The following is a 22,288-nucleotide window of genomic DNA, read 5'->3' as shown; positions in this document are numbered from 1 at the left end:
GCCGGGCAGGGCTATCCGGCCAGCACCGATCGGTACAACTCACTGACATGCGCGGCCTGCTCGGCGACCGCGTACCGTTCCAGCGCGCCGGGCGGCGCCGAGCGGTCCACGGGCGTCAGGTCCGCCGCCTCCCGCAGCGCGGCGACGAACGCGTCGGGCCGGGACGGCACCCGGGCGGCGCGGTCTCCCAGACCCGACAGCCCGTCCAGGGCCGGGGAGTCGGAGTAGACCGCGGGCAGCCCGCACGCCACGGCCTCCAGCGGGGCCAGCCCGAAGGTCTCCGACGGCGAGGGCGAGGCGAACACGTCCATCGCCGACAGCAGGTCCTTGATCTCCAGCATCCCGCCGCCGACGTCCCCGGTGAAGTGCACGCGGCCGGGCATCATCTCGTGCGCCAGCCGTTGCAGCCGCGCGCGGTCCGGGCCGGCCCCGACGATCAGCGCGATCGCGCCGTCGATCCGGCCGGCCGCCTCGATCAGCACCTCGAAGTGCTTGTCCGGGTCGAGTCGGCCGACACCGCCGATCACGAAGGCGCCGGCGTCGATGCCCAGGATCTTGCGCACCAGGGTGCGCGCGTTCGGATCGAAGCGGAACTCGCGGATGTCGATACCGTTCTCTATCACCTCGACCCGCTCGATCCGCCAGGCCCGCAGGTAGTCCGCGACGGCCTGCGAGACCGCTATCGTCACCCGGCCCATGCGCTCGGAGGCCCGGTACATGGCCCGGACGCCGAGCCGGTCCTTCGGTTTCCCCTCGATGAGCTCCCTGCCCAACGAGTGCTCGGTGGCGACGATGGCGCGCACCCCGGCCATCCGCGCGGCCAGCCGGCCGTACAGGTGGGCCCGGTACAGGTGGGTGTGCACGATGTCGAAGCCGCCGTCGCGGACCAGCTTCACCAGGTGCATCAGCGACGCCATGTCGCGGTTGGACGGCATGCGCAGGTCGTGGACCCGGAACCCGTCGGCCCGGATCCGCTCCCCGACGCGGCCGCCCTCGGTCAGGCACGCCACCTCGCACTCCTCGGGCAGGTGCTGTAACAGCGTGGCCAGCTGGCGCTCGGCGCCGCCGGAGGCCAGGCCGGTGATGACGTGCAGGATTTTGGTCATACGGGGCCGCCTTCCTTGCCCCGCGCGCCGGGACGCGGGCAGGCGGCGGCCGCCGACGGGCCTGCGCCGTCGCGGGCGCCGGCGCGGGGACGGGCCGTGGGGTGAGGTCCGGGGCGGGCACCCGAACCGGGAACGGGGACGGCGGCGGCGGCCACAGCGGCGGCGGCGAGATCAGAGGTTTGATCCGAGGATGGGCGGCGATATCGGATAAGACCCCCACCGAGCCGTGCGTGCGCACGGCGAAACGCGCCCTGCCATCGGTTCCCCCCGGAATCCGCTGTGAATCCACCGCCGGCCGTCCCCATAGCCGGATCCTAAGAGCCCTCATTTATGTTGACAACGGCACCGTCGGGCGACTGGTCACCTCCGTCCGATGTTCGGCCCATGTCAACCGTTACAGTCCGGTCGTTTCAGTGGGTGATCAGCAGCACCAGCGACGCAATCGCGAACGCCTCGAACGCGGCGGGGAAGGCGATGTTGTGGAAGACCCGGGCACGGACGTGCGCGATGAGCGCCCCGACGAAGAACAGCACCAGCCCGATCGCCGCGGCGATCCCGAGCGCACGCACTCCGACCAGGCCGAACAGCAGGCCGACGGCGCCGGCCCCCTTGAGCAGGCCGAGGATCGGGAGCCAGGAGAACGGCACGCCGACCTGCTCGGCGTTCTGCTTCATGAAAGCGGCCCCGACCAGGCCCGCGACCCCCTCGAAGGCGTTGGCGAAGATGGTCAGGGCGAGGACGAGGACATACACGATGGTCATGCCTCCAGCCTCGACAGGACACCGGATGCGGCGCCAATACCTGCTTCTATAACCTGGTGGCATGGATGTGGACACCCGGCTGCTGCGCTATTTCGCGGCCGTCGCCGAGGAGGGCACGCTGACCCGTGCCGCGCAGCGGCTGTACGTGTCCCAACCTGCGCTGACGAAGCAGATCCGGCAGCTGGAGGCGCAGCTGGACGTGAAACTGTTCGTCCGCTCCCGCACCGGAATGACCCTCACGGCGGCGGGGCGCGCGCTCGCGGCCCGTGTCCCAACTCTGCTGAGTGAGTGGGATATTGCAATGCGCAAGACCCAAGCAGCCGCTCGCATGTCAGAGAAAACACTGCATATAGGTTTCCTCGCAGCGGCGGCGAACGAGGCCACCCCGGAGATCGTCGCCGAGTTCGCCCGCCGGCGTCCCGGATGGAAGATCCGCATGCGGCAGGCGGACTGGGGCGATCCGAGCGCGGCACTGGCCGAGGGTCTGGTGCAGGCCGCGATCCTGCGGCTTCCGGTGCCGGACACCGCGGGTCTGCGTATCAGGGAGCTGTTCAGCGAACCGCGCTGCGTGGTCCTGTCCGCCGGCCACCGGCTGGCCGGACGCGACCGGATCGCCGCGGCCGACCTGCGCGACGAGGCGTTCGTCGCGGCGCCGGCACGCACTGGCGCCTGGCGCGAGTACTGGCTCGGCGGCGACGACGTCACGGGCCCCGGAGGCACGCCGGTCCGGATCGGCGCGGTCGTGACCCAGCCCGACGAATGGCTCGCCGCGATCGGCAACGGCGACGGCGTGGCCCTCGCCCCGGAGTCGGTGTCGCGCTTCTACCAGCGGCCGGGCCTGGTGTTCCGGCCCGTCGACGGGATCAGCGCGAGCACGGTCGCGGTCGCGTGGCGGGTCGGCGAGGACGCCGATCCGGCGGTCCAGGACTTCGTCGCCTGCTGCGTCGATGTGATCGCAAAGAATTGAGAAACCTCAGTAGAACTGCGCGCCACATCGCCACATACCGTCAGTGCCGCGACGACGGCGCCCCCAGCAGGCCGCCCAGGAGCGAGCCGTCCGAACCGCTCGAAGGTGGGGTTTCGGTCGGCGTCCCGGACGCCGCGCCGCCGGTCGGGCTGGGGGCGTTCGGGCTGCTGGAGGTGGCGCCCTGCGTCGCGGGGGCGGAGGACTGCGGGGACGCGGCGCCGCCGGTCGGCGTTCCGGTGGGGGTGCCGACCGTGGCGCCGTTCGTCGTCGAGGAGCCGCTGCTGCCGGGCGCGCCGCAGATCACCTTGTCCTGCGCGGCGTAGGAGCTGTGGAACACCTGGCGGATCGGGTCCTGGCCGTTCTTGGTGAGGGTGCGGGTGACGTCGACCTGGAACCCCGGGACGCCGTCACTGGCGACGCAGGACTCTGCCAAGGAGTACGTGGTCTTCGGCTGCACCAGCGCGTAGTGCGGCGAGGTCTCGGTCTGGACCGAGTCGTACGCCTTCTGTCCGAGTACTGCGACGGTCACCGCGTTCTCCGTGGAGCTCGTCCAGAGGTAGACAGGAGCGCTGGAATCGTTCTGGAACTTCAGATCCACGTCCGGGTACACCACCGCGGCCTCCATCCCGGGCGGGAAGTGGTCGGTCACGGTCGCGTGCGGGTGGTGCTCCACATCCTTGAGCCCGGCCAGATATTCGGCGTTGTACAGCGCAGTGGCGACCAGCGAGGAGCCCGCGCCGGCATCCTGCGCCGAGGCGGAGGAGGCGGAGGTTCCGGACTGGGCGGCGGGGAGGAAGCCGTTCGTCGCCGTGCGCGCGCCGAGGATCTGGTTCAGGCTGAACACCTGGCCCGGCTGCAGAATCTGGCCGCGCACCAGGTCGGCGGCGCGCTTGACGTTCGCCGTGCGCTGCGTGGTGGCGCTGAACGGCGCGGTGTACAGGCCCATCACGTCGCGCACGCCGAGCGCCTGCGCGGCCTCGGTGGTCAGGGCCGGCGGCAGCGGGCCGATCGGCACGGTCGCAATACGCTGCGACGACGAGGCCTTCGTCAGCACCGGCAGGATCGCGTTCTGGATCGCCTCGGGGGCGTAGCCGACGCCGTTCTTGCCCGGGACCAGGACCGGCTGCCCGCCGGAGACGGTGAACGAGGCGTCGGTCGGCGCCTGCTCCAGCTTGGCCAGCGCGTCGTGGTCGAGCTCGGCCCGGATGCCGGCGCCGTCGAGCTTCGGGGTCAGGCCGCCGTGGCCGTCCGGCTCGATCGCCAGGTGGCGGCCCAGGATCGCGGGCTTCAGGACGGTGTGGACGCTGCCGGTGACCAGCACCACCGAGCCGGACATCGCGGGGCGCGCGAAGTCCTGCATGGCCTGCGCGACGGCGGCCGGGGTGACGGTCGGCTGGACGTCGTGGACGGCCAGGGCGACCGGCGGGGCGGGGAAGCCGGTGAAGGGCGCCGCGTCCGGGGCGGTGGCCGGGGCCGGGGTCGCCGGGGCCGGTGCCGCGGGGATCGGTGCCGTGGGGATCGGGACGACCGGCGCCGTACCTGTCGGCGTTCCGTCGGTCGCACTCGGGGAAACCGGCGCGGAGGGCGTGGACGAGGGCGAGGAAGGAGTAGCAGGGGACTGCTTCACCCGCGACGTGGCGGTGTGGTGCGTCGGCGAAAACGCAGTCTTCGCAGGCACCATCGCATATGCCGCCGGAGCAGTCGGCAGCGGAACCGCGGGCGTCCCGCCTCCGGACCGCTCACGCGCCAGGGCTGCCAGGTGCACCGAGGACACACCGTTGTCGAAGGCTGAGACCACCGCGTCGACCGCCGCGTCGACGTCGATCTGCCGGCCCGGACGCGGGGCGATCGGCGTCGGGACGCCGCCGGGGAAGACCACGCTGCCGTCCACCATCGGCTTGTCGAAGCCGGCCGTGAGATTGGTCAGCGCGGTCTTCAGCGCGCTGCGGTCGACGCTCACCTGTAAGGGGACCTCGCGGCCGCTGCCGGCGAGCGCCGGGATGGCGACCGTCGGGTCGGTGCGGCCCGAGGCGGCGGCGGCGACCGTGCCGGCGTAGTCGATGTGCAGCCCGGACTGGTCCGGCGCGAGCTGGAACGTGGTGCCGTCGGCGGTCAGGCGCAGCGGTGCGTTCAGCGTCGGGCCGAGAGCCGCGGAGAGCTTGGCCTCAGCGGCGGTGCGGGTCATGCCGCCGATGGCGACGCCGTCCACGACCGTGCCCTTGGGCACCTGGCCCTCGAAGGCGAGCGCAGCGCCGTACAGCACGCCGCACGCGAGGGTCACGGACAGCGCGGACACCAGCGCCACCCGGCCACGGCGCCGGGCACGCCGGGAGCGGTGGTGGTCCGGGTGGTGGTCGGACCAGTGCTCCTTCGACAGCACCTTGGTGTCGTCGGCGCCGTCGGCGTACTGGGTGTAGCCGGTGTGGCCGCCGCGCGTCGGACCGGGCACGGTGCCGGTGCGCGGCGGCGCGGAAGCGCTTCGCGGCGCGGGTGCTGTCGACGCGGCCTGCGCCGCAGGCGCCGAGGCAGCCGCAGCCGCCCCGGCCGCACGCGGCGCGGACACCGGCGCGGGCGGCCGGGGCGGCTGCGGGCCGGTGCGCGGCGGCGGGACCGGCCGGGTGACCGCCGGCGCGGTCCGCCGGAAGTCCGACGCCGAGATGGCCGCGGCGCCCATCGGGACCAGCGACTCGGTCGACGGGTCGTAGAACGAGGACTCGCCGGACGAGTCGTGGAAGATGCCGCCGAGATAGCGCATACCGACCGGGCTGCGGCGCGCCGCGTCGTAGCCGGGGAACTGCGTCGGCACGCCGTAGCGGCCCGCGGGCGGCCCGCTGGGGGCGTACTGGCCCGGCAGCGGCGCGGACTGCGACGCCGCGGCTCCGGCCGCTCCCCCGCCCTGCGCGGGCACGATCGAGGCCGGAGGCTGTACGGCCGCCGCCGCCGCGGCCGCAGCCGCCTGAGCGCCGCTCGCACGCTGCGCTTCCAACTCGCGCCCGATGGCGTCGAAGTCCCCGAAGAACTGCTCGACGGTGTCCGACAGCAGGTCCGCCTCGGCCCGGCTGGCCAGGTCCGGCGGCACCGACGCGGTGAGCCGCGCCGAGCGCGGCACGGCCCGCACCCCGCCGAACGCGGCACCCGGCATCGGCACCACCATCGTCGCGGTGGTGAGCGCCAGCACGTCGCCGGGCAGCGCGGTCGCCTTGGCCGGGCTCACCCGGTGCAGCATCTGCGAGGCCTCGACGACCTCCTCGATCGCGGCGTCGCCGCGCAGCGTGGTCGACGGGACCGGCGGGGCGTCCGGCAGCTTGATGCGCAGCAGCGCGCTGGCCTGGTCGGCGGGCACCACGCGCAGCGGGCCCTCGCTCGGGCCCCACTCCGGTTCCCCGCCGCCGGCGCCGCCGGGAGCCGCGCCACCGCTCGCCGCCGCACCGCCGCTGAAGGCGTTCGGGCCGGCGTGCGAGAACGCCCCCGGGCCGGCCGTGTCGGCCGCGTCGCCGGGGCCCGCGAAGCGCTGCGCCGGGAAACCGCCGGAACTGCTCAGCGTGTCGGCACCGCCGCCGAAACCGGCCATGATCCCGGTGCCGTAGTCGCCACCGCCGCCGTAGTCGAGACCGCGCGCCTGCTCGGCGGCCGGCTCGGCGCCGTCGCGGAACAGCGAGGCGTCGTGGAACCCGGTCGCACCGGGACCGGGGACCGAGGCCGGGCCGGCCCCGAACGCGGGCTCGGGCCGGAACGCGGGCTCGGTCCCGAACGCGGGCTCGGCCGGCGGCGGCGGGACCTCGTCGCGGAACAGCGGCGCGCCGCCGAACCCGAAGTCGGGCTGCCGGTCCGGATCAACGTCGTCTGCCTGGCGTCGGGGAAACTCGTCGTTCAAAATCGGTCGCCTCTGTCAAGGTCGGTCGCGCAGGGCCATCGGGCAGGGCCTACTAGCTGTGCCATCTAGCAGCGCGCCACCGGCCACCGAGAGTGTTGCTCCGATCACAGTACTGTGATCAGCGGTGGTCACAGGGGCGTACGGGTGACATTGCCACGGCCGTGCGGCGCTGACCCGCCGGAATCCGGCGAGGCTTCACTCGATCGAGCGAGGAGGATTCCGCCTCGAGTCCGGTCCCGGAAAAGCCGGATCTGACGGTTTTGCGACAAGAAGCGCGCTCAGCGGCTCAGCGCGAGCGACCCGCGGCCTTCGCGGCGAGCCGGTCGGTCAGCTGCCACTGGTACACCAGCACCGCGATGCCGAAGGCGATGACAAGGCCGCCGTACACGAAGATCTGCGCCGAGGAGGTGTTCGCCAGGATCACGGTGCCGCTGTTGCCGACCCCGAACATGAGCACCGCGACGACCAGCAGCCAGCCGGCGACCGGGATCCCGACGGCGCGCGGGGCGCGCAGCAGCGCCCCGCCGACCACCAGCAGCGCGGTGAGCAGCACCAGGCCGATGAGCGAGCCGAGCGGGAAGGCGAAGCCGCCGGAGCCGCCCTGGGACGCGGAGGTCGGGTCCCCGGCGTCCAGCAGGCGCGGGCCGGAACCACCGACGCGCACCGTGTAGCCCTGGATCATCGCGCCGATCAGCCCGACCACGGCCCCGGCCCCGCCGAGCCCGGAGAGCACCAGCGCGCGCCCGCGCGGGGACTCCGTGCCCAGCCACGCGGCCCCGACCAACCCGATCAGGCCGACCAGACCGGCCAGCACCACGACCACCGACACGCCGACCTCCGCTGCGCCCGAAACGTCCATCAGTCCTGGGAGGCCCCGGCAGCGGCCCCGTCCGCGATCCCGAGGCCGGCGAACAGGTCCTTCTCCAACTCGCTGTCGGAGCGCTCGGCGACGCCCTTCACCAGCTGGTAGAACTCGTGGGCCATGAAGTTCATGCCGATCGCGTTGGAGAGCGCGAAGAAGCCCTCCTTCATCGAGATCTGCGTGGGGTAGGCGCGCATGCCCTCGCGCTTGTTCTCCATGTAGGCGCTGCCGTCGATGCCGGTGGTCACCAACGCGTCGTCGGTGCCGAAGGGCAGATCGTCCACCGAGTCCACGGCCAGGAAACCGCTGGTGTCCCCGGCTTCCTTCAGCAGGCGGATCCCCTCGGCCAGGGACGACTTCGGCAGCGCGGTCCAGTAAATCTTCGTGATCTCCCAGGCCGCGCCGAGCTCGGGGGCGAAGTCCGGGTCAGCGGCCAGCTCGGCGGCGCGCATCGCGACGCGGTGGGCCTGGATGTGGTCCGGGTGGCCGTAGCCGCCGTTCTCGTCGTAGGTGACCAGGACCTGCGGCCGGATCTCGCGGACCACCTTCACCAGGTGTCCGGCGGCCTCGTCGAGGTCGGCGTGCCAGAACGTGTACGGCTTGTCGTTGGCCGGCGTCCCCATCATCCCGGAGTCCCGGTAGCGGCCCACGCCGCCGAGGAACCGGTGGTCGGCCACGCCGAGCGCGGTCATCGCGTTCGCCAGCTCCACCACCCGCACGTCGGCCAGCCGGTCCTCGCGGTCGGCGGCCAGGTGCTCCAGCTCCGGCACCAGGATCTCGCCCTCCTCGCCGGCGGTGCAGGTGACCAGCGTGACGTGCACGCCCTCGGCGGCGTAGCCGGCCATGGTGGCGCCGGTGCCGATCACCTCGTCGTCCGGATGGGCGTGGACGAGCAGCAGACGCCGGGCGGCCGTGGGGCTCGGGGAGGGCGTGGCGCCCGCCGGCTGCGCGGTCGTGTTCGCGGTCATAGGGCAAGGGTACGCATACCTTCCCCGCCGCTCGGGGAACAGCCCGGCGGCGCCGGGGCGAATAGCATGACGGCATGGCTGACACCCCCTCGTTCCCCCGGCATTCGGCCCGGACCCAGCGCTTCACCCTCGGCGTGCCGCGCGCCTTCAGCATCTCCCCGGACGGCACGCGGATCGCGTTCCTGCGCGGCAAGCACGGCACGGACACCGCGACCTGCCTGTGGGTGCTGGACCCGACCAGCGGCGAGGAACGGCTCGTGGCCGATCCGGTCGCGCTGCTCGGCGGCGCGGGCGAGGAGCTGACCGACGAGGAGAAGGCACGCCGCGAGCGCTCGCGGCAGGGCGCGGCCGGCATCGTCGGCTTCGCGGTCGACGCCGATCTGTCGCACGCGGCGTTCGCGCTGTCCGGCCGGCTGTTCGTGGCCGACCTCACAGAGACCGACGCGGCGCGGGCCGTGCGCGAACTCCCGACCCCGGCCGGCGTGGCCGACCCGCGGCCGAACCCGGCCGGCACGCACGTGGCCTACGTGGCCGGCGGTGCGATGCGGGTGATCGGCCTGGACGGCGCCGGCGACCGCGCGCTGGCCGAGCCGGAGACGGACACCGTCACCTACGGCCTGGCCGAGTTCATCGCCGCCGAGGAGATGGACCGCTTCCGCGGCTACTGGTGGGCCCCGGAGGGCGACCGGCTGTTCGCCGAGCGCGCCGACGAGGCGCCGATCCAGACCTGGTTCATCTCCGACCCCGCGAACCCCGGCAAGGAGCCGGCGGCGGTGCGCTACCCGGCGGCCGGGACGAACAACGCGACGGTCTCCGGCGTGGTGCTCGGCCTGGACGGCTCGCGGGTGGACGTGGCGTGGGAGGACTCCTCGCCGTACCTGACCACGGTCCACTGGTCTGCAGGCGGCGACCCGGTGCTGGGCCTGATGAACCGCGAGCAGACGCGCATCACCTACGCGCTGCTCGACCCGGACACCGGCATGGTGACGCTGCACGGCGAGGAGTCGGACCCGCGCTGGGTGGACATCGTCTCCGGCGTCCCGTCCTGGATCAGCGGCGCCGACGACGGCGACGAGGAGCCGACGGCGGCGCTGGTCACCGTCGCGGCCCGGGAGGGCGCGAACCGCGTCCTGCTCGACGGCGAGCCGCTGACCCCGCCGGAGCTCCAGGTGCGCGCGGTGCTGGCGGTCGGCGAGCACGGCGTGCAGTTCACCGCCAGCGCCGAGGACCCGGCCGAGGTGCACGTGTTCCTGGTCTCGCGGGACGGCGTGGTGCGTCAGCTCACTGAGTCGTTCGGCGTGCACTCCGCGGTGTTCGGCGCGGACCTGGCCGTCATCAGCTCGGTGTCGTTCTCCGAGCCCGGCTCCACCGCCCGCGTGGTGCGGCTGGACGAGGACGGCGACGCGAAGGACCTGTGCACGGTCCGCAACGTCGCCGAGACCCCCGCTCTGAAGCTGAACGCGACGATGGTCCGGCTCGGCGAGCGATCGCTGCGCGGCGTGCTGGTCCTGCCGACCGGCCACGTACCTGGTACCAAGCTGCCGATCCTGCTGGACCCCTACGGCGGCCCGCACGCGCAGCGCGCGCTGGCCTCGCACAACATGCACCTGGCCTCGCAGTGGCTGGCCGACCAGGGCTTCGCGGTGCTGGTCGTGGACGGCCGCGGCACGCCGGGCCGCGGGCCGGAGTGGGACCGCGCCGTCTACCGCGACTTCGCGGGCCCGGTGGTGCAGGACCAGGTGGACGCCGTGCAGGCGGCGGCCGCGCAGAACCCCGACCTGGACCTGACCCGGGTCGCGATCCGCGGCTGGTCCTTCGGCGGCTACCTGTCGGCGCTGGCGGCCCTGCGCCGCCCCGACGTGTTCCACGCCGCCGTGGTCGGCGCCCCGGTCACCGACCAGCACCTGTACGACACCTGCTACACCGAGCGCTACCTGGGCCACCCGGACGCCGAGCCGGAGGTCTACCGCCGCAACTCGGTCGTCGTGGGCACCGAGCCCAGCGGCTGGGCCGAGCAGCACCGGCCGCTGATGCTGATCCACGGCCTGGCCGACGACAACGTGGTGGTCGCGCACACGCTGCGGCTGTCCTCGGCGCTGCTGGCCGCGGGGCGTCCGCACGAGACGCTGCTGCTGTCGGGGGTGACGCACATGACGCCGCAGGAAGTCGTCGCGGAGAACCTGATGCTGCTGCAGGTCGACTTCCTCAAGCGCGCGCTCGCCAAGAACTAGCCGCCGCCTCGACGCGACGCTGGGGCAATGCCTCGCAGAACCCTGGCGTCCCGTTGAGGTGACCAGCCGTTGACGCGGGTTAGTAGCAACCTGGCCGGGTTACTCGGCGTCTACTTGCCGTAGTCACCCGGAAAGGTTGGGTTCCATGAACCGTATTTCCGTTCTGGTCGCAGCGGGGGCGCTCGGAGCCGTCGCCCTGACGGCCGGATGCACCAGCACCTCCGCCAAGAGCGCCGTCAGCGGCGGCCCCACGGTGGGGACCACGAACTCGGCGGGGACCACGTCCTCGACGGGATCGGGCTCCAACCCGGCAGGGGGTTCCGGCCCGGCCTCCGCGTCCACCACCGCCGGCGGCAGCTCCACGGCGTCGAGCTCGGCCGCCTCGGCACCGTCGACCTCGACGGCGGCTTCGAGCTCCCCGGCCACCCACGCCGCCAGCTCGGCCTGCACCACGGCCGAGATGCCGTCGGGCACCTGGCGCGTGGTCCCGGACAGCCAGGGCGCCGGCCACGTCGCCGCCGACCTCACGCTGCAGAACACCTCGGCCCGCAGCTGCACCGTTTCCGGCTTCCCCGCCATCGCACTGCTCGCCTCGAACGACCGCACACTGCCGTCGTACATCGTGAAGGACACCTCCGTCCCGGCCACCACCATCACCGTCGTCCCGGGCGCCTCCGTCCACGCCGAGATGCGCTACTCGGCGAACGTCCCCGGCCCGGGCGAACCCGACAACGGGCAGTGCGAGCCGACGACGGTGCACGCGCAGGCACAGCTGCCGGGCGACAGCGCGTGGGCGCACATCACGCTCGACAACCCGACGCCGGTGTGCGAGAAGGGCGAGCTTGAGGTGAAGCCTTTCGTGAGCGGGCAGTCGAGTCCGGCCGGGGGCTGATCCATCAAGGGGCGTAGACCACATAAGGGGGATGGCGTTCTACGAACTTCACGGGATCCGGCGCAGGTGGGAACGTCCCTAGCATGATCGGCGTTCGATCACCGATCATGCTGGGGGGACACCGTGTCGCAGCGAGTCCGAGCACGCGCCGCCGCGAGCCTGGCGGTGTTGGCGGTGACCGGTGGTGGGGTCAGTGCGCTGACGACAGCAGCGCATGCGGCCACAGCCAGTGGTTCCGGCACCACCGCCAACGGGCCGATCGCCTACAACGACGGCGTCGACTGGTCCGAAGTCAACGCTGACGGGACCGGCTCGCACACGGTCGTCCCGACCGGCGGCGGCTTCACCGCGGCCGACGGGCCCTCGCCGGCAACGCGCTGGCCGCGCAGAAGGGCGGCCCGCTGCTGCTGACCGGCGGGGCGAAGCTCGATCCGGCGGCCAGGCTTGGGGCGCCGGGAACTTCGACATGAAGTAGGCGAGTAGGCGAATCGGCGAAGTAGCCGCCGCGACCAGGAAGTAACTGCTGTAACTGCCGGAAGTAACTGCTGTAACTGGAGGACATGAGCGAAGCAGGCGCTGTCATGAAAACGGAGCGGCCGCTGCGGGAGATCCCGCAGCGGCCGCTCCGTCGCTCTGGAGGTTCGTCGGAACCCGTCAGATCAGCAAGCCGTAGCTCAGCCCTTGGCCTTGGCCGCGTTCCCGCGCGAGCGCCCGCGCACCTGCTGGTTCAGCTCCACCTTGCGGATCCGGACGGTGTCCGGCGTGACCTCGACGCACTCGTCCTCGCGGATGAACTCCAGCGCCTGCTCCAGCGACAGCTGGCGCGGCGGGATCAGCGTCTCGGTGACGTCCGAGGTGGACGACCGCATGTTGGTGAGCTTCTTCTCCTTGGTGATGTTCACGTCCATGTCGTCCGAGCGCGAGTTCTCACCGACGATCATGCCCTCGTAGACCTCGGTGGTGGGCTGCACGAACATCGTGCCGCGCTCCTGGAGGTTCATCATCGCGAACGGCGTCGCCGCGCCCGGGCGGTCGGCCACCAGCGAGCCGGAGGTGCGGGTGCGCAGCTCGCCGTACCAGGGCTCGTAGCCCTCGAACACCGCGTGCGCGATGCCGGTGCCGCGGGTCATGGTCAGGAACTCGGTGCGGAAGCCGATCAGGCCCCGGGAGGGGACCACGAACTCCATGCGGACCCAGCCGGTGCCGTGGTTCGTCATGGTCTCCATGCGGCCCTTGCGGTTGCCTTGGATCAGCTGGGTGACGGCGCCCAGGAACTCCTCGGGGCAGTCGATGGTGAGGCGCTCGACCGGCTCGTGCAGCTTGCCGTCGATGGTCTTGGTGACCACCTGCGGCTTGCCGACGGTGAGCTCGAAGCCCTCCCGGCGCATGGTCTCCACCAGGATGGCCAGCGCCAGCTCGCCGCGGCCCTGCACCTCCCAGGCGTCGGGGCGCTCGGTGGGCAGCACCCGCAGCGAGACGTTGCCGACCAGCTCGCGGTCCAGGCGGTCCTTCACCAGGCGCGCGGTGACCTTGGTGCCCTTGGTCGGACCGCGGCCCACCAGCGGGCCGGTGTTGGTGCCGATGGTCATCGAGATCGCCGGCTCGTCGACGGTGATCAGCGGCAGCGGCCGCGGGTCCTCCGGGTCGGCCAGGGTGTCGCCGATCATGATCTCCGGGATGCCGGCGATGGCGATGATGTCGCCGGGGCCGGCGGACTCGGCCGGCTTGCGCTCCAGCGCCTCGGTCATCAGCAGCTCGGTGATCTTCACCCGCTCGATGGTGCCGTCGTGCCGGCACCAGGCCACCTGCTGGCCCTTGCGGATCTCGCCCTGGTGCACCCGGCACAGCGCGATGCGGCCCAGGAAGTTGGACGCGTCCAGGTTGGTGACGTGCGCCTGCAGCGGCGCGCCCTCGGTGTAGGAGGGGGCCGGGATGGTCTCCAGGATGGTCTTGAACAGCGGCAGCAGGTTGTCCGAGTCCAGGTCGCCGCCCTGGCCGTTGCCCGAGGAGCCGGGCACCGGCTTGGTCAGCGTGGCCTTGCCGTCGCGGGCGATGGCGTAGACGATCGGGAACTCGATCTGCTCCTCGGTGGCGTCCAGGTCCATGAACAGCTCGTAGGTCTCGTCGATGACCTCGTCGACCCGCGAGTCCGGCCGGTCCACCTTGTTGATCAGCAGGATCACCGGCATCTTCGCGGCCAGCGCCTTGCGCAGCACGAAGCGGGTCTGCGGCAGCGGACCCTCCGAGGCGTCCACCAGCAGCACCACGCCGTCCACCATGGACAGGCCGCGCTCCACCTCGCCGCCGAAGTCGGCGTGCCCGGGGGTGTCGATGATGTTGATCACCACGTCCTCCCCGTCGGGACCGCGGTAGTGCACCGCGGTGTTCTTGGCGAGGATGGTGATGCCCTTCTCGCGCTCCAGGTCGTTGGAGTCCATGGCGCGCTCGTCGACGTGCTGGTGTTCGCCGAACGCGCCGGACTGCCACAGCATCGCGTCGACCAGCGTCGTCTTGCCGTGGTCGACGTGCGCGACGATCGCCACGTTCCTGATGTTGTCGCGTGTGGGCATGCCTGAGCGCTCCTTGGCAGAAGGGGATACCTACCCATCGTACGGGGTCGGGAATCCTCCTGCTTACCGTCAGTGCCCGCGCACCCGGCGTCAGGGTTAACTCGGAGCGTCGGACACCCGCCGTGAGGTGGCGAGCGTCACCTCTCAGCGGCGGTCACCAGCAGTTTTTATCCGTCCGCCGCGATCAGCACCAGCGTCCCGCCGGCCGAGACGACCACGCCGCCGGGCACCGCGATCCACACCGGATCGGCACTCCGGTCGAAGCCGGCGACGGTGTACTTCCAGCGCGTCCGGCCGGTCGCGAGGTCCACGGCCCACCAGGTGCCCTGCTGGTCGGGGACGTAGACGTTGCCGTCCGCGGACTGCGGAGCCCCGGCGTCGGAGGCGGTCGCGAACAACTGCGTGCCCTGCGACTGCCAGCGGACCGCGCCGGTCTGCGCATCGGCGGCGTAGAGGCCGTGGCGGGAGAGGACGGCGACGGCGTTGGGGTTGGCGTCGGCGTTGGCCTCGGGCAGGAGAGTGATGAGCGCGATGGTGCCGGCATCCCCGGGCGGCACCGGCAACGGGACGCTCCACGCGTTCGGGCCGCCGTTGGCGCTGCCGCCGGTCAGGGTGTCGGCCTCCGGCTGGTCGGAGAGCAGCAGGACGTAGTAGTCGTCGGCGCACGCGACCTTGTTGAGCGAGACGTGGCCGTAGTCCACCGCGGTCTTCCACGGACGGCTCCACACCTGGTCACCGCTGCGGATATCCAGGGCGGCGACGGCTCCCCCGGTGTTCGGGTCCCCGGCGCCGGCGGTGAGGATCTGCGCGCCGCTCGACGGCACCGCCAACGTGGCGAAGTCCACACCACTCTTCTGCCACAGGCTCCGGCCGCTGACGACATCGACGGCCCACAGGACCGGCACGCCCCCGGACGTCCCGACAACGAACACCATGCCGCCCAACGCCCCGCCGACGCGGAGGTCGAGCCAGGGGCCCTGCGGCGTGACCGCGCGCCACTTCTGCACGCCGGTCTCGACGTCCAGCGCGAGCAGATCGCCGCCGGCACCGCCCCGCTCCGCCGCGACGATCAGATAGACGACACCGGAGTCCACGACACCGTTGCCGGAGCCACGAACGCCGGAGGCCCGCACAGGACCCCACTTCAGATTGGCCCCGAAGTCGTAGCCGGAGACCCCGGACTCGCCACCCACGACGAGCACTCCATCGCCGGCCGCGAGCGAGGAGATCCCGCCGCCGGGCAGCGACCAGAAGGGGGTGGCGTCAGGGCCCTGCAGAGTGCCGGCCGCGCCGACCGGCGGCGAGAGCGGGCCGCTCTTCGGGAGCGGGAGCCGGCCGGAAGCAGAGGCTGAGGGCTTCGCCGCGGACGGCACGGCACCGACCGCGCCGGCAGAAGGCTGAGCATCGGCGGTGGTCGTGGTACCGGAGCTGCCGCCGAGTCCGAGTGCCGCGGCCGTACCGCCCACGACGACGACCGCGCCGCCGGTCAGCGCGAGGAGGAGGTTGCGACGGCTCGGGGCCGGCTGGTCGCCAGGCACGCCGGGAACGCCGGACTGCTGGTAGAACGCAGAGCCATCAGCCTGCTGCACAAACCCAGGTATCTGCCCGCCAGGCAAAGGTGCAGCACCCGCAAATGCCGCTCCCGCATCAGCCTGCTGCCCAGCAACAGCCGCCGGCACCAGCCCCGGAACACCCGAACCGCGGTCGCCCGCGCGCCCCGCCGCCCGCTGTCCGGCATCCGCCGCCACAAACCCTGGCGCGCCGGAGCCGGCATCGCCGACGCGACCCACCGCCTGCTGCCCGGCACTCGCCGGCACCAACCCTGGCGTACCCGAGCCGCCGTCGCCCGCGTGCCCCACCGCCTGCTGTCCGGCGCCCGCCGCCACCGACCCTGGCGAGCCGGAACCGGCATCGCCCGCGTGCCCCGCCGCCCCCTGAGCCACCCGCGGCGCAACAACAATCGTCGCGTTCGCATCCGGATCCGGCCCCGCGGCCGACCCCAACCCCGCCGCCGCAGCCGCCCGCGCATCCTCGGCCAGCGCCGGCGGCAACCACCCGCCGCCCAACGGGATCGGCGCCCGCCGCCGCACGTACTCCACCACCTGCTGTGGCTGCGCGCGCCCGTTCGGGTCCTTCTGGAGACACCCGCGGATCAGCTCCCCCAGCGCCGTCGGCAGCTTTCCCAGCACCGGCGAGGACTTCGCGACCCGCTTCTTCACCTCGTCGGGCGTGCCCTCGCCGAATGGCGGGCGGCCGGTCGCGGCGAAGAACAGCGTCGAGCCCAGTGCGAACATGTCCGCCGCCGGCGTGACCGTCCGGCCCAGCGCCTGCTCCGGCGCCAGGAACCCGGCCACCCCGAGCCCTGCCACGCCGTCGAAGGCGCGCACCAGCGCGTAGTCGACAACGCACGGCCCCTCGGGCGTCAGCAGCACCGTCCCCGGCCGCAGGTCGCCGTGCATCACGCCGGCGGCGTGCAGGGCCGCCAGCGCCTCGGCGAGCCCGGCTGCGAGGCTTAGTAGCGCGGGCTCGGGCAGCGGCCCGTGGTCGGCCACCGCCTTCGCCAGCGGCACGCCCGCGACGAACGCCGACGCCAGCCACGGCGCCTCGCCCGCCAGCTCGGCTCCGAGCACCGGCGCCGCGGAGGGCACCGCCACCGTGCGCGCCGCCGCGACGTCCGCCGCGAGGCGGGCCCGGACCGCCTCGTCGGCCAGCACTTCCGGGCGCAGCGCCCGGACCGCGACCGCGCGGCCGTCGTCGGAGTACCCCCCGTACAGCGGACCCAGCGCGCCGACGCCGAGCCGGCCGACCGTCGAATGCGGACCGACCCGCCGCGGGTCCCCGTCGGTCAGCGGACCCATCGCCGCCCCGACCGCCCCGACCGCTCCCACCATCGCGACCACCCCTTGATCACGGCCGCCTCGCGCGTGCCGTTCCCGTTACCCCGTGTCCCCGTCCCCGTGTCCCCGCGCCCGTGCGCCCGTGTCCCCGCGCGCCCCTCGGCGCGTCGAGCGTCGCGTCGGTGGCGGCTTCGAGGAGCATGATGCCAAACCCTTGTCGGTCCCCCCGCCGTCCGGGCCCTGATCAGCCGCCGGTAGGATGTGACGTAGATCACGTTTCCACTACTCCGGGTGACGCGTTCTATGGAATCTGACGCGATGTCCATTAGAGTTCGCGCAGCTTTGTAGAGCCCTGCCAAGTGAAAGCCCGCGCACGCAAGACGCCTACGTGTAAGACATCAGTGTAAGAACATTGCCCGTCTGGGAGACACAAGTCGATGGCGACTGACACCATCGCGCCCGGCCCCGAGGCACCCGCCCCGCTGAGCCCGGCGCGCGCACAGATCGAACAGAAGACGCTGCGCACAGACAGGTGGTGGCTCAGTCCGCTCCTGACGATGATTGTGCTGATCGCCTTCATCTTCTACGCGACGTTCCGCGCGTTCCAGAACGCCGACTACTACACCGGCAACCTGATCTCACCGTTCTACAGCCCGTGCATCGCCACGAAGTGTGTGCCGGGCTCGTCCCTGGGCGGCTTCAAGCCGTTCGGCGACTGGTGGTCGATCTCGCCGGCGCTGCTCATCCTGATCTTCCCGCTGGGATTCCGGATGACCTGCTACTACTACCGGAAGGCCTACTACCGCGCCTTCTGGCTGTCGCCGCAGGCCTGCGCCGTCGCCGAGCCGCACGAGAAGTACACCGGCGAGCGCCGCTTCCCGCTGATCCTGAACAACTCGCACCGCTACTTCTTCTACGCGGGCTTGGTCTTCAACGTCATCCTGACCTGGGACGCGATCCTGGCCTTCCGCAACGTCGACGGCGCGTGGGGCCACATGAGCCTGGGCACGCTGGTGCTGCTGGCCAACGCCACACTGCTGTGGCTGTACTCGGCGTCGTGCCACTCCTGCCGGCACATCATGGGCGGCAAGCTCAAGCACTTCTCCAAGCACCCGCTGCGTTACAAGGGCTGGACGCTGGTGTCGAAGCTGAACCACAAGCACATGCTCTTCGCGTGGATCTCGCTGTTCGGCGTGGCGCTGACGGACGCGTATGTCGCCCTGGTGGCCAACGGCACCTTCAGCAACCCGACGTTCTTCTAAAGGATCAGTGCGCAATCATGACTGGGAAGACTGAGAACGCTGAGAGCATCGAGCGCCACTCCTACGACGTGGTGGTGATCGGGGCCGGCGGTGCGGGACTGCGCGCCGCGATCGAGGCCCGGCACTCCGGCAAGCGCGTCGCCGTCATCAGCAAGTCGCTGTTCGGCAAGGCGCACACCGTGATGGCCGAGGGCGGCGCGGCCGCCGCCATGGGCAACGTGAACCCGAAGGACAGCTGGCAGGTCCACTTCCGCGACACCATGCGCGGCGGCAAGTTCCTGAACCACTTCCGGATGGCCGAGCTGCACGCCAAGGAGGCCCCGGACCGCATCTGGGAGCTGGAGGCCTGGGGCGCGCTGTTCGACCGCACCAAGGACGGCAAGATCAGCCAGCGCAACTTCGGCGGGCACGAGTACCCGCGGCTGGCGCACGTCGGCGACCGGACCGGCCTGGAGCTGATCCGCACGCTGCAGCAGCGCGTGGTCGCGCTGCAGCAGGAGGACAAGGCGGAGACCGGCGAGTACGAGGGCAGCCTGCGCGTCTTCGCCGAGACCACGATCGTCCGGCTGCTCAAGGACGAGCAGGGACGCATCGCCGGCGCCATCGGCTACTACCGCGAGACCGGGCAGTTCGTGGTCTTCGAGGCCCCGGCGGTGATCATGGCCACCGGCGGCATCGGCCGCAGCTACACCGTCACCAGCAACAGCTGGGAGTACACCGGCGACGGCCACGCGCTGGCCCTGCTGGCCGGCGCCGCGCTGGTGAACATGGAGTTCATCCAGTTCCACCCGACGGGCATGGTCTGGCCGCCCTCGGTGAAGGGCATCCTGGTCACCGAGTCGGTCCGCGGCGACGGCGGCGTGCTCCGCAACAGCGAGGGCAAGCGGTTCATGTTCGACTACGTGCCGGACGTCTTCCGCAAGCAGTACGCGGAGACCGAGGAGGAAGCCGACCGCTGGTACGACGACCAGGAGAACAACCGGCGTCCCCCCGAGCTGCTGCCCCGCGACGAGGTGGCGCGCTCGATCAACTCCGAGGTGAAGGCCGGCCGCGGCACCCCGAACGGCGGCGTGTACCTGGACGTCTCCACGCGCCTGCCGGCCGAGGAGATCCGGCGCCGGCTGCCGTCGATGTACCACCAGTTCAAGGAGCTGGCCGACGTCGACATCACGGCGCAGCCGATGGAGGTCGGCCCGACGTGCCACTACGTCATGGGCGGCATCGAGGTCGACCCGGACACCCAGGGCACGGCCGTCCCGGGCCTGTACGCGGCCGGCGAGTGCTCCGGCGGCATGCACGGCTCCAACCGGCTCGGCGGCAACTCGCTGTCCGACCTGCTGGTCTTCGGCCGCCGCGCGGGCCTGCACGCCGCGGAGTACGTGGACGGGCTCGGCGCGGACGGCAAGCCGGCGGTGGCCGAGGCCGACGTCGACGCCGCGGTCGAGGAGGCGCTGGCCCCGCTGGCCAACCCCGGGGGCGAGAACCCGTACACCCTGCACCACGACCTGCAGGTGTCGATGAACACGCTCGTCGGCATCATCCGCAAGCCCGAAGAGGTGAGCGAGGCGCTGACCAAGCTGGAGGACTTCAAGCCCCGACACAAGAAGGTCGGCTCGGTCGGCGGGCGCCGCTTCAACCCCGGCTGGCACGTCGCGCTGGACCTGCGCAACATGCTGATCGTCAGCGAGTGCGTGGCCAAGGCGGCGCTGGAGCGCGAGGAGTCCCGCGGCGGGCACACGCGCGACGACTTCCCGGCGATGTCCTCGAAGTGGCGGCAGGTCAACCTGATCTGCACGCTGAGCGCGGACGGGACCGGGATCGACCTCAAGCACCAGCCGATCCCGACGATCCGGCCGGATCTGCTCGGGCTGTTCGAGGTCTCCGAGCTGAAGAAGTACTTCACGGACGACGAGCTCGGGGTGCTCGGCGAGGGTGCCGAGGCGGACGCGGAGCCCGAGGCCGCGACGGACGCCGTCGCGGACGCGGTCCCCGACGCGGTCGCGGACGCGGACGCCGAGCCGGAGGCGACGGCCGATGCCAAGCCCGACGCCGAGCCCGACGCGAAGCCCGACGCCGTGCCCGCGGCTGAGGCCGACGCGGCCCCCGAGGCCAAGACCGACGCCGCGCCGGAAGCCGCCCCGATCCCCGGCCAGAACAACGGCGGGTCGGCGGCTGAGAAGTCCGCCGCGAAGTCCGCCGAGGCCCAGGCCGAGGAGCAGACCGCCGAGGCCCAGGCCGGCGCCCAGGCGGAGAACGCCACGTCCGACACCGCCGCCGAGGAGAAGTGACGATGGGTTACAAGGGCAAGTTCAAGGTCTGGCGCGGCGACGCGTCCGGCGGCGACCTGAAGGACTTCGAGGTCGAGATCAACGAGGGCGAGGTCGTCCTCGACATCATCCACCGGCTGCAGGCCACGCAGGCCCCCGACATGGCGTGCCGCTGGAACTGCAAGGCCGGCAAGTGCGGCTCGTGCTCGGCGGAGATCAACGGCAAGCCCCGCCTGATGTGCATGACCCGCATGTCGACCTTCGAGCAGGACGAGACCGTCACCGTCACCCCGCTGCGCACCTTCCCGGTGATCAAGGACCTGGTGACCGACGTCGGCTTCAACTACGCCAAGGCCCGCGAGGTGAAGTCCTTCACCCCGCCGAAGGACCTGAAGCCCGGCGAGTACCGCATGCAGCAGATCGACGTGGAACGCTCGCAGGAGTTCCGCAAGTGCATCGAGTGCTACCTGTGCCAGAACACCTGCCACGCGGTCCGCGACCACGAGGAGAACAAGGAGAGCTTCGCCGGCCCGCGCTACCTGATGCGCGTGGCGGAGCTCGACATGCACCCCTTGGACACCGCCGACCGCAAGAAGGCGGCGCAGGAGGAGCACGGCCTCGGGTTCTGCAACATCACGAAGTGCTGCACCGAGGTGTGCCCCGAGCACATCCACATCACCGACAACGCGCTGATCCCGCTGAAGGAGCGCGTCGTCGACAAGAAGTACGACCCGCTGGTCTGGCTGGGCAACAAGATCCGCCGCCGCACCTCGTCGGACGCCTGACGCAGGTCTGACGCACGTCTGAGCAACGCCTGGGGCCGCAGTCGTAGGACTGCGGCCCCAGGCGTTTCCGCGCCGGATCTGCGATAAAGGACCCATGGCACCCACGCACGCTCTGAACCACGAACAGGTCGCCGCCTACCGCGCCCGCATCGGCGTCACGGAGGGCGCCCTGACCCCCGACGCCGCGACACTCCGCCGCCTGCACAGCGCGCACCTGCACACCGTCCCGTTCGAGAACCTGAGCATCCACCTCGACGAACCGGTGACCCTGGACGGCGCGGCCCTGTTCGAGAAGATCGTCGAACACCGCCGAGGCGGCTTCTGCTACGAGCTCAACGGCCTGTTCGCCCTCCTCCTGGAGGCCTTCGGCTACCGCGTGCACCGCCTGTCAGCCCGCACCTTCAGCACAGCGCACGGCTACAGCCCGCCGCTGGACCACCTGGCCCTGCACGTCACCGACGCCGCCGGCGACACCTGGCTGGCCGACGTCGGCTTCGGCCGGCACACCGAGTTCCCGCTCCACTTCACCGACCACACGGACCAGAAGGACCCCGGCGGCCTGTTCCGCATCGCGGAGAACGACGACGCGGAGTTCACCATCCTCCGCGACGGCGAAGCGCAGTACCGCATCGACCCGAAGCCCCTGGCACTGACCGACTTCACGCAGGCGAGCTGGTGGCAGTGCACCTCACCGGACTCGCACTTCACCCGGAACCTGGTCTGCTCCCGCCTGACCGACGCCGGCCGCCTGACCCTGACCGGCGACGAACTGATCACCACCGACAGCACCGGCCGGCACGTCGAGGAGGTCACCTCCGACGAGCACCTGCTGACCCTGCTGCGGGAGCGGTTCGGGATCGAGCTGGCGCGGGCGCCCCGGCGGGCGAAGGGCTGAGTCGGCGCGCT

Annotated in this window: 15 protein-coding genes and 1 pseudogene; 8 read left to right on the top strand and 8 right to left on the bottom strand. The window is 71.9% G+C overall.

Annotated features, from left to right (window positions below; translation table 11 throughout):
• Nucleotides 1–11: 11 nt before the first annotated feature.
• Nucleotides 12–1,106 carry a glycosyltransferase gene (locus ABH920_RS38355; protein ID WP_370354203.1) on the bottom strand — a complete coding sequence of 365 codons (1,095 nt, stop codon included), beginning with the start codon at nt 1,104–1,106 and terminating at the stop codon, nt 12–14.
• A gap of 410 nt (nt 1,107–1,516) precedes the next feature.
• Nucleotides 1,517–1,867, bottom strand: coding sequence for a DoxX family protein (locus ABH920_RS38350; protein WP_370354202.1), 351 nt, complete (start codon nt 1,865–1,867; stop codon nt 1,517–1,519).
• A gap of 61 nt (nt 1,868–1,928) precedes the next feature.
• Here ABH920_RS38350 and ABH920_RS38345 point away from each other — a divergent pair, with 61 nt between their 5' ends.
• Nucleotides 1,929–2,834: a LysR family transcriptional regulator gene (locus ABH920_RS38345; protein WP_370354201.1), complete on the top strand. Its 906-nt coding sequence runs from the start codon at nt 1,929–1,931 to the stop codon at nt 2,832–2,834.
• A gap of 40 nt (nt 2,835–2,874) precedes the next feature.
• On the opposite strand, the gene ABH920_RS38340 is transcribed toward ABH920_RS38345, so the two are convergent.
• From ABH920_RS38340 to mshB, 3 genes are all read right to left on the bottom strand, one after another.
• Nucleotides 2,875–6,708 carry a VanW family protein gene (locus ABH920_RS38340; RefSeq protein WP_370354200.1) on the bottom strand — a complete coding sequence of 1,278 codons (3,834 nt, stop codon included), beginning with the start codon at nt 6,706–6,708 and terminating at the stop codon, nt 2,875–2,877.
• Between the two features lie 286 nt (nt 6,709–6,994).
• On the bottom strand, nt 6,995–7,567 hold the full coding sequence (locus ABH920_RS38335; protein ID WP_370354199.1) for a hypothetical protein: 573 nt from the start codon (nt 7,565–7,567) through the stop codon (nt 6,995–6,997).
• The gene (gene mshB / locus ABH920_RS38330; RefSeq protein WP_370354198.1) at nt 7,567–8,538 is read right to left on the bottom strand and encodes an N-acetyl-1-D-myo-inositol-2-amino-2-deoxy-alpha-D-glucopyranoside deacetylase; all 972 of its coding nucleotides are present in this window, start codon (nt 8,536–8,538) and stop codon (nt 7,567–7,569) included. The genes ABH920_RS38335 and mshB overlap by 1 nt, the downstream gene beginning before the upstream one ends.
• A 74-nt stretch (nt 8,539–8,612) precedes the next feature.
• On the opposite strand from mshB, the gene ABH920_RS38325 reads away from it, so the two are divergent.
• On the top strand, nt 8,613–10,769 hold the full coding sequence (locus ABH920_RS38325; protein WP_370354196.1) for a prolyl oligopeptidase family serine peptidase: 2,157 nt from the start codon (nt 8,613–8,615) through the stop codon (nt 10,767–10,769).
• Between the two features lie 123 nt (nt 10,770–10,892).
• Here the strand turns inward: ABH920_RS38325 and ABH920_RS38320 are convergent, their stop codons facing one another.
• Nucleotides 10,893–11,243: a hypothetical protein gene (locus ABH920_RS38320; protein ID WP_370354195.1), complete on the bottom strand. Its 351-nt coding sequence runs from the start codon at nt 11,241–11,243 to the stop codon at nt 10,893–10,895.
• On the opposite strand from ABH920_RS38320, the gene ABH920_RS38315 reads away from it, so the two are divergent.
• Together ABH920_RS38315 and ABH920_RS38310 are read left to right on the top strand one after the other, a co-directional pair.
• Entirely contained in the window at nt 11,230–11,661 is a 432-nt protein-coding gene (locus tag ABH920_RS38315) for a DUF4232 domain-containing protein (protein ID WP_370354194.1), read from the top strand. The two genes, ABH920_RS38320 and ABH920_RS38315, sit on opposite strands and share 14 nt — an antisense overlap.
• A gap of 123 nt (nt 11,662–11,784) precedes the next feature.
• Nucleotides 11,785–12,072, top strand: a complete 288-nt coding sequence (locus tag ABH920_RS38310; protein WP_370354193.1) for a hypothetical protein — start codon at nt 11,785–11,787, stop codon at nt 12,070–12,072.
• Nucleotides 12,073–12,335: 263 nt separating this feature from the next.
• Here ABH920_RS38310 and typA read toward each other — a convergent pair whose 3' ends face one another.
• Nucleotides 12,336–14,231 carry a translational GTPase TypA gene (gene typA, locus ABH920_RS38305; RefSeq protein WP_370354192.1) on the bottom strand — a complete coding sequence of 632 codons (1,896 nt, stop codon included), beginning with the start codon at nt 14,229–14,231 and terminating at the stop codon, nt 12,336–12,338.
• A gap of 167 nt (nt 14,232–14,398) precedes the next feature.
• Nucleotides 14,399–17,122, bottom strand: coding sequence for a PQQ-binding-like beta-propeller repeat protein (locus tag ABH920_RS38300; RefSeq protein WP_370354191.1), 2,724 nt, complete (start codon nt 17,120–17,122; stop codon nt 14,399–14,401).
• A gap of 383 nt (nt 17,123–17,505) precedes the next feature.
• Between ABH920_RS38300 and ABH920_RS38295 the strand changes: the two genes are divergently transcribed.
• The 4 genes and pseudogenes from ABH920_RS38295 (at nt 17,506) to ABH920_RS38280 (ending at nt 22,277) form a co-directional block, all read left to right on the top strand.
• Nucleotides 17,506–18,330: a hypothetical protein gene (locus tag ABH920_RS38295; protein WP_370354190.1), complete on the top strand. Its 825-nt coding sequence runs from the start codon at nt 17,506–17,508 to the stop codon at nt 18,328–18,330.
• 17 nt (nt 18,331–18,347) lie between these two features.
• A pseudogene (locus ABH920_RS38290) lies at nt 18,348–20,282 on the top strand (fumarate reductase/succinate dehydrogenase flavoprotein subunit); the annotation flags it as partial.
• A 338-nt stretch (nt 20,283–20,620) separates the two neighbouring features.
• Nucleotides 20,621–21,382 carry a succinate dehydrogenase/fumarate reductase iron-sulfur subunit gene (locus ABH920_RS38285; RefSeq protein WP_370354189.1) on the top strand — a complete coding sequence of 254 codons (762 nt, stop codon included), beginning with the start codon at nt 20,621–20,623 and terminating at the stop codon, nt 21,380–21,382.
• A 94-nt stretch (nt 21,383–21,476) separates the two neighbouring features.
• The gene (locus tag ABH920_RS38280) at nt 21,477–22,277 is read left to right on the top strand and encodes an arylamine N-acetyltransferase (RefSeq protein WP_370354188.1); all 801 of its coding nucleotides are present in this window, start codon (nt 21,477–21,479) and stop codon (nt 22,275–22,277) included.
• Nucleotides 22,278–22,288 lie beyond the last annotated feature (11 nt).

This window comes from Catenulispora sp. EB89, assembly GCF_041261445.1.
In the GTDB taxonomy this organism is placed as follows: Bacteria; Actinomycetota; Actinomycetes; order Streptomycetales; family Catenulisporaceae; genus Catenulispora.
The sequence above is the reverse complement of the archived record's forward strand: the minus strand, read 5'-3'. Positions and strand labels throughout refer to the sequence as shown.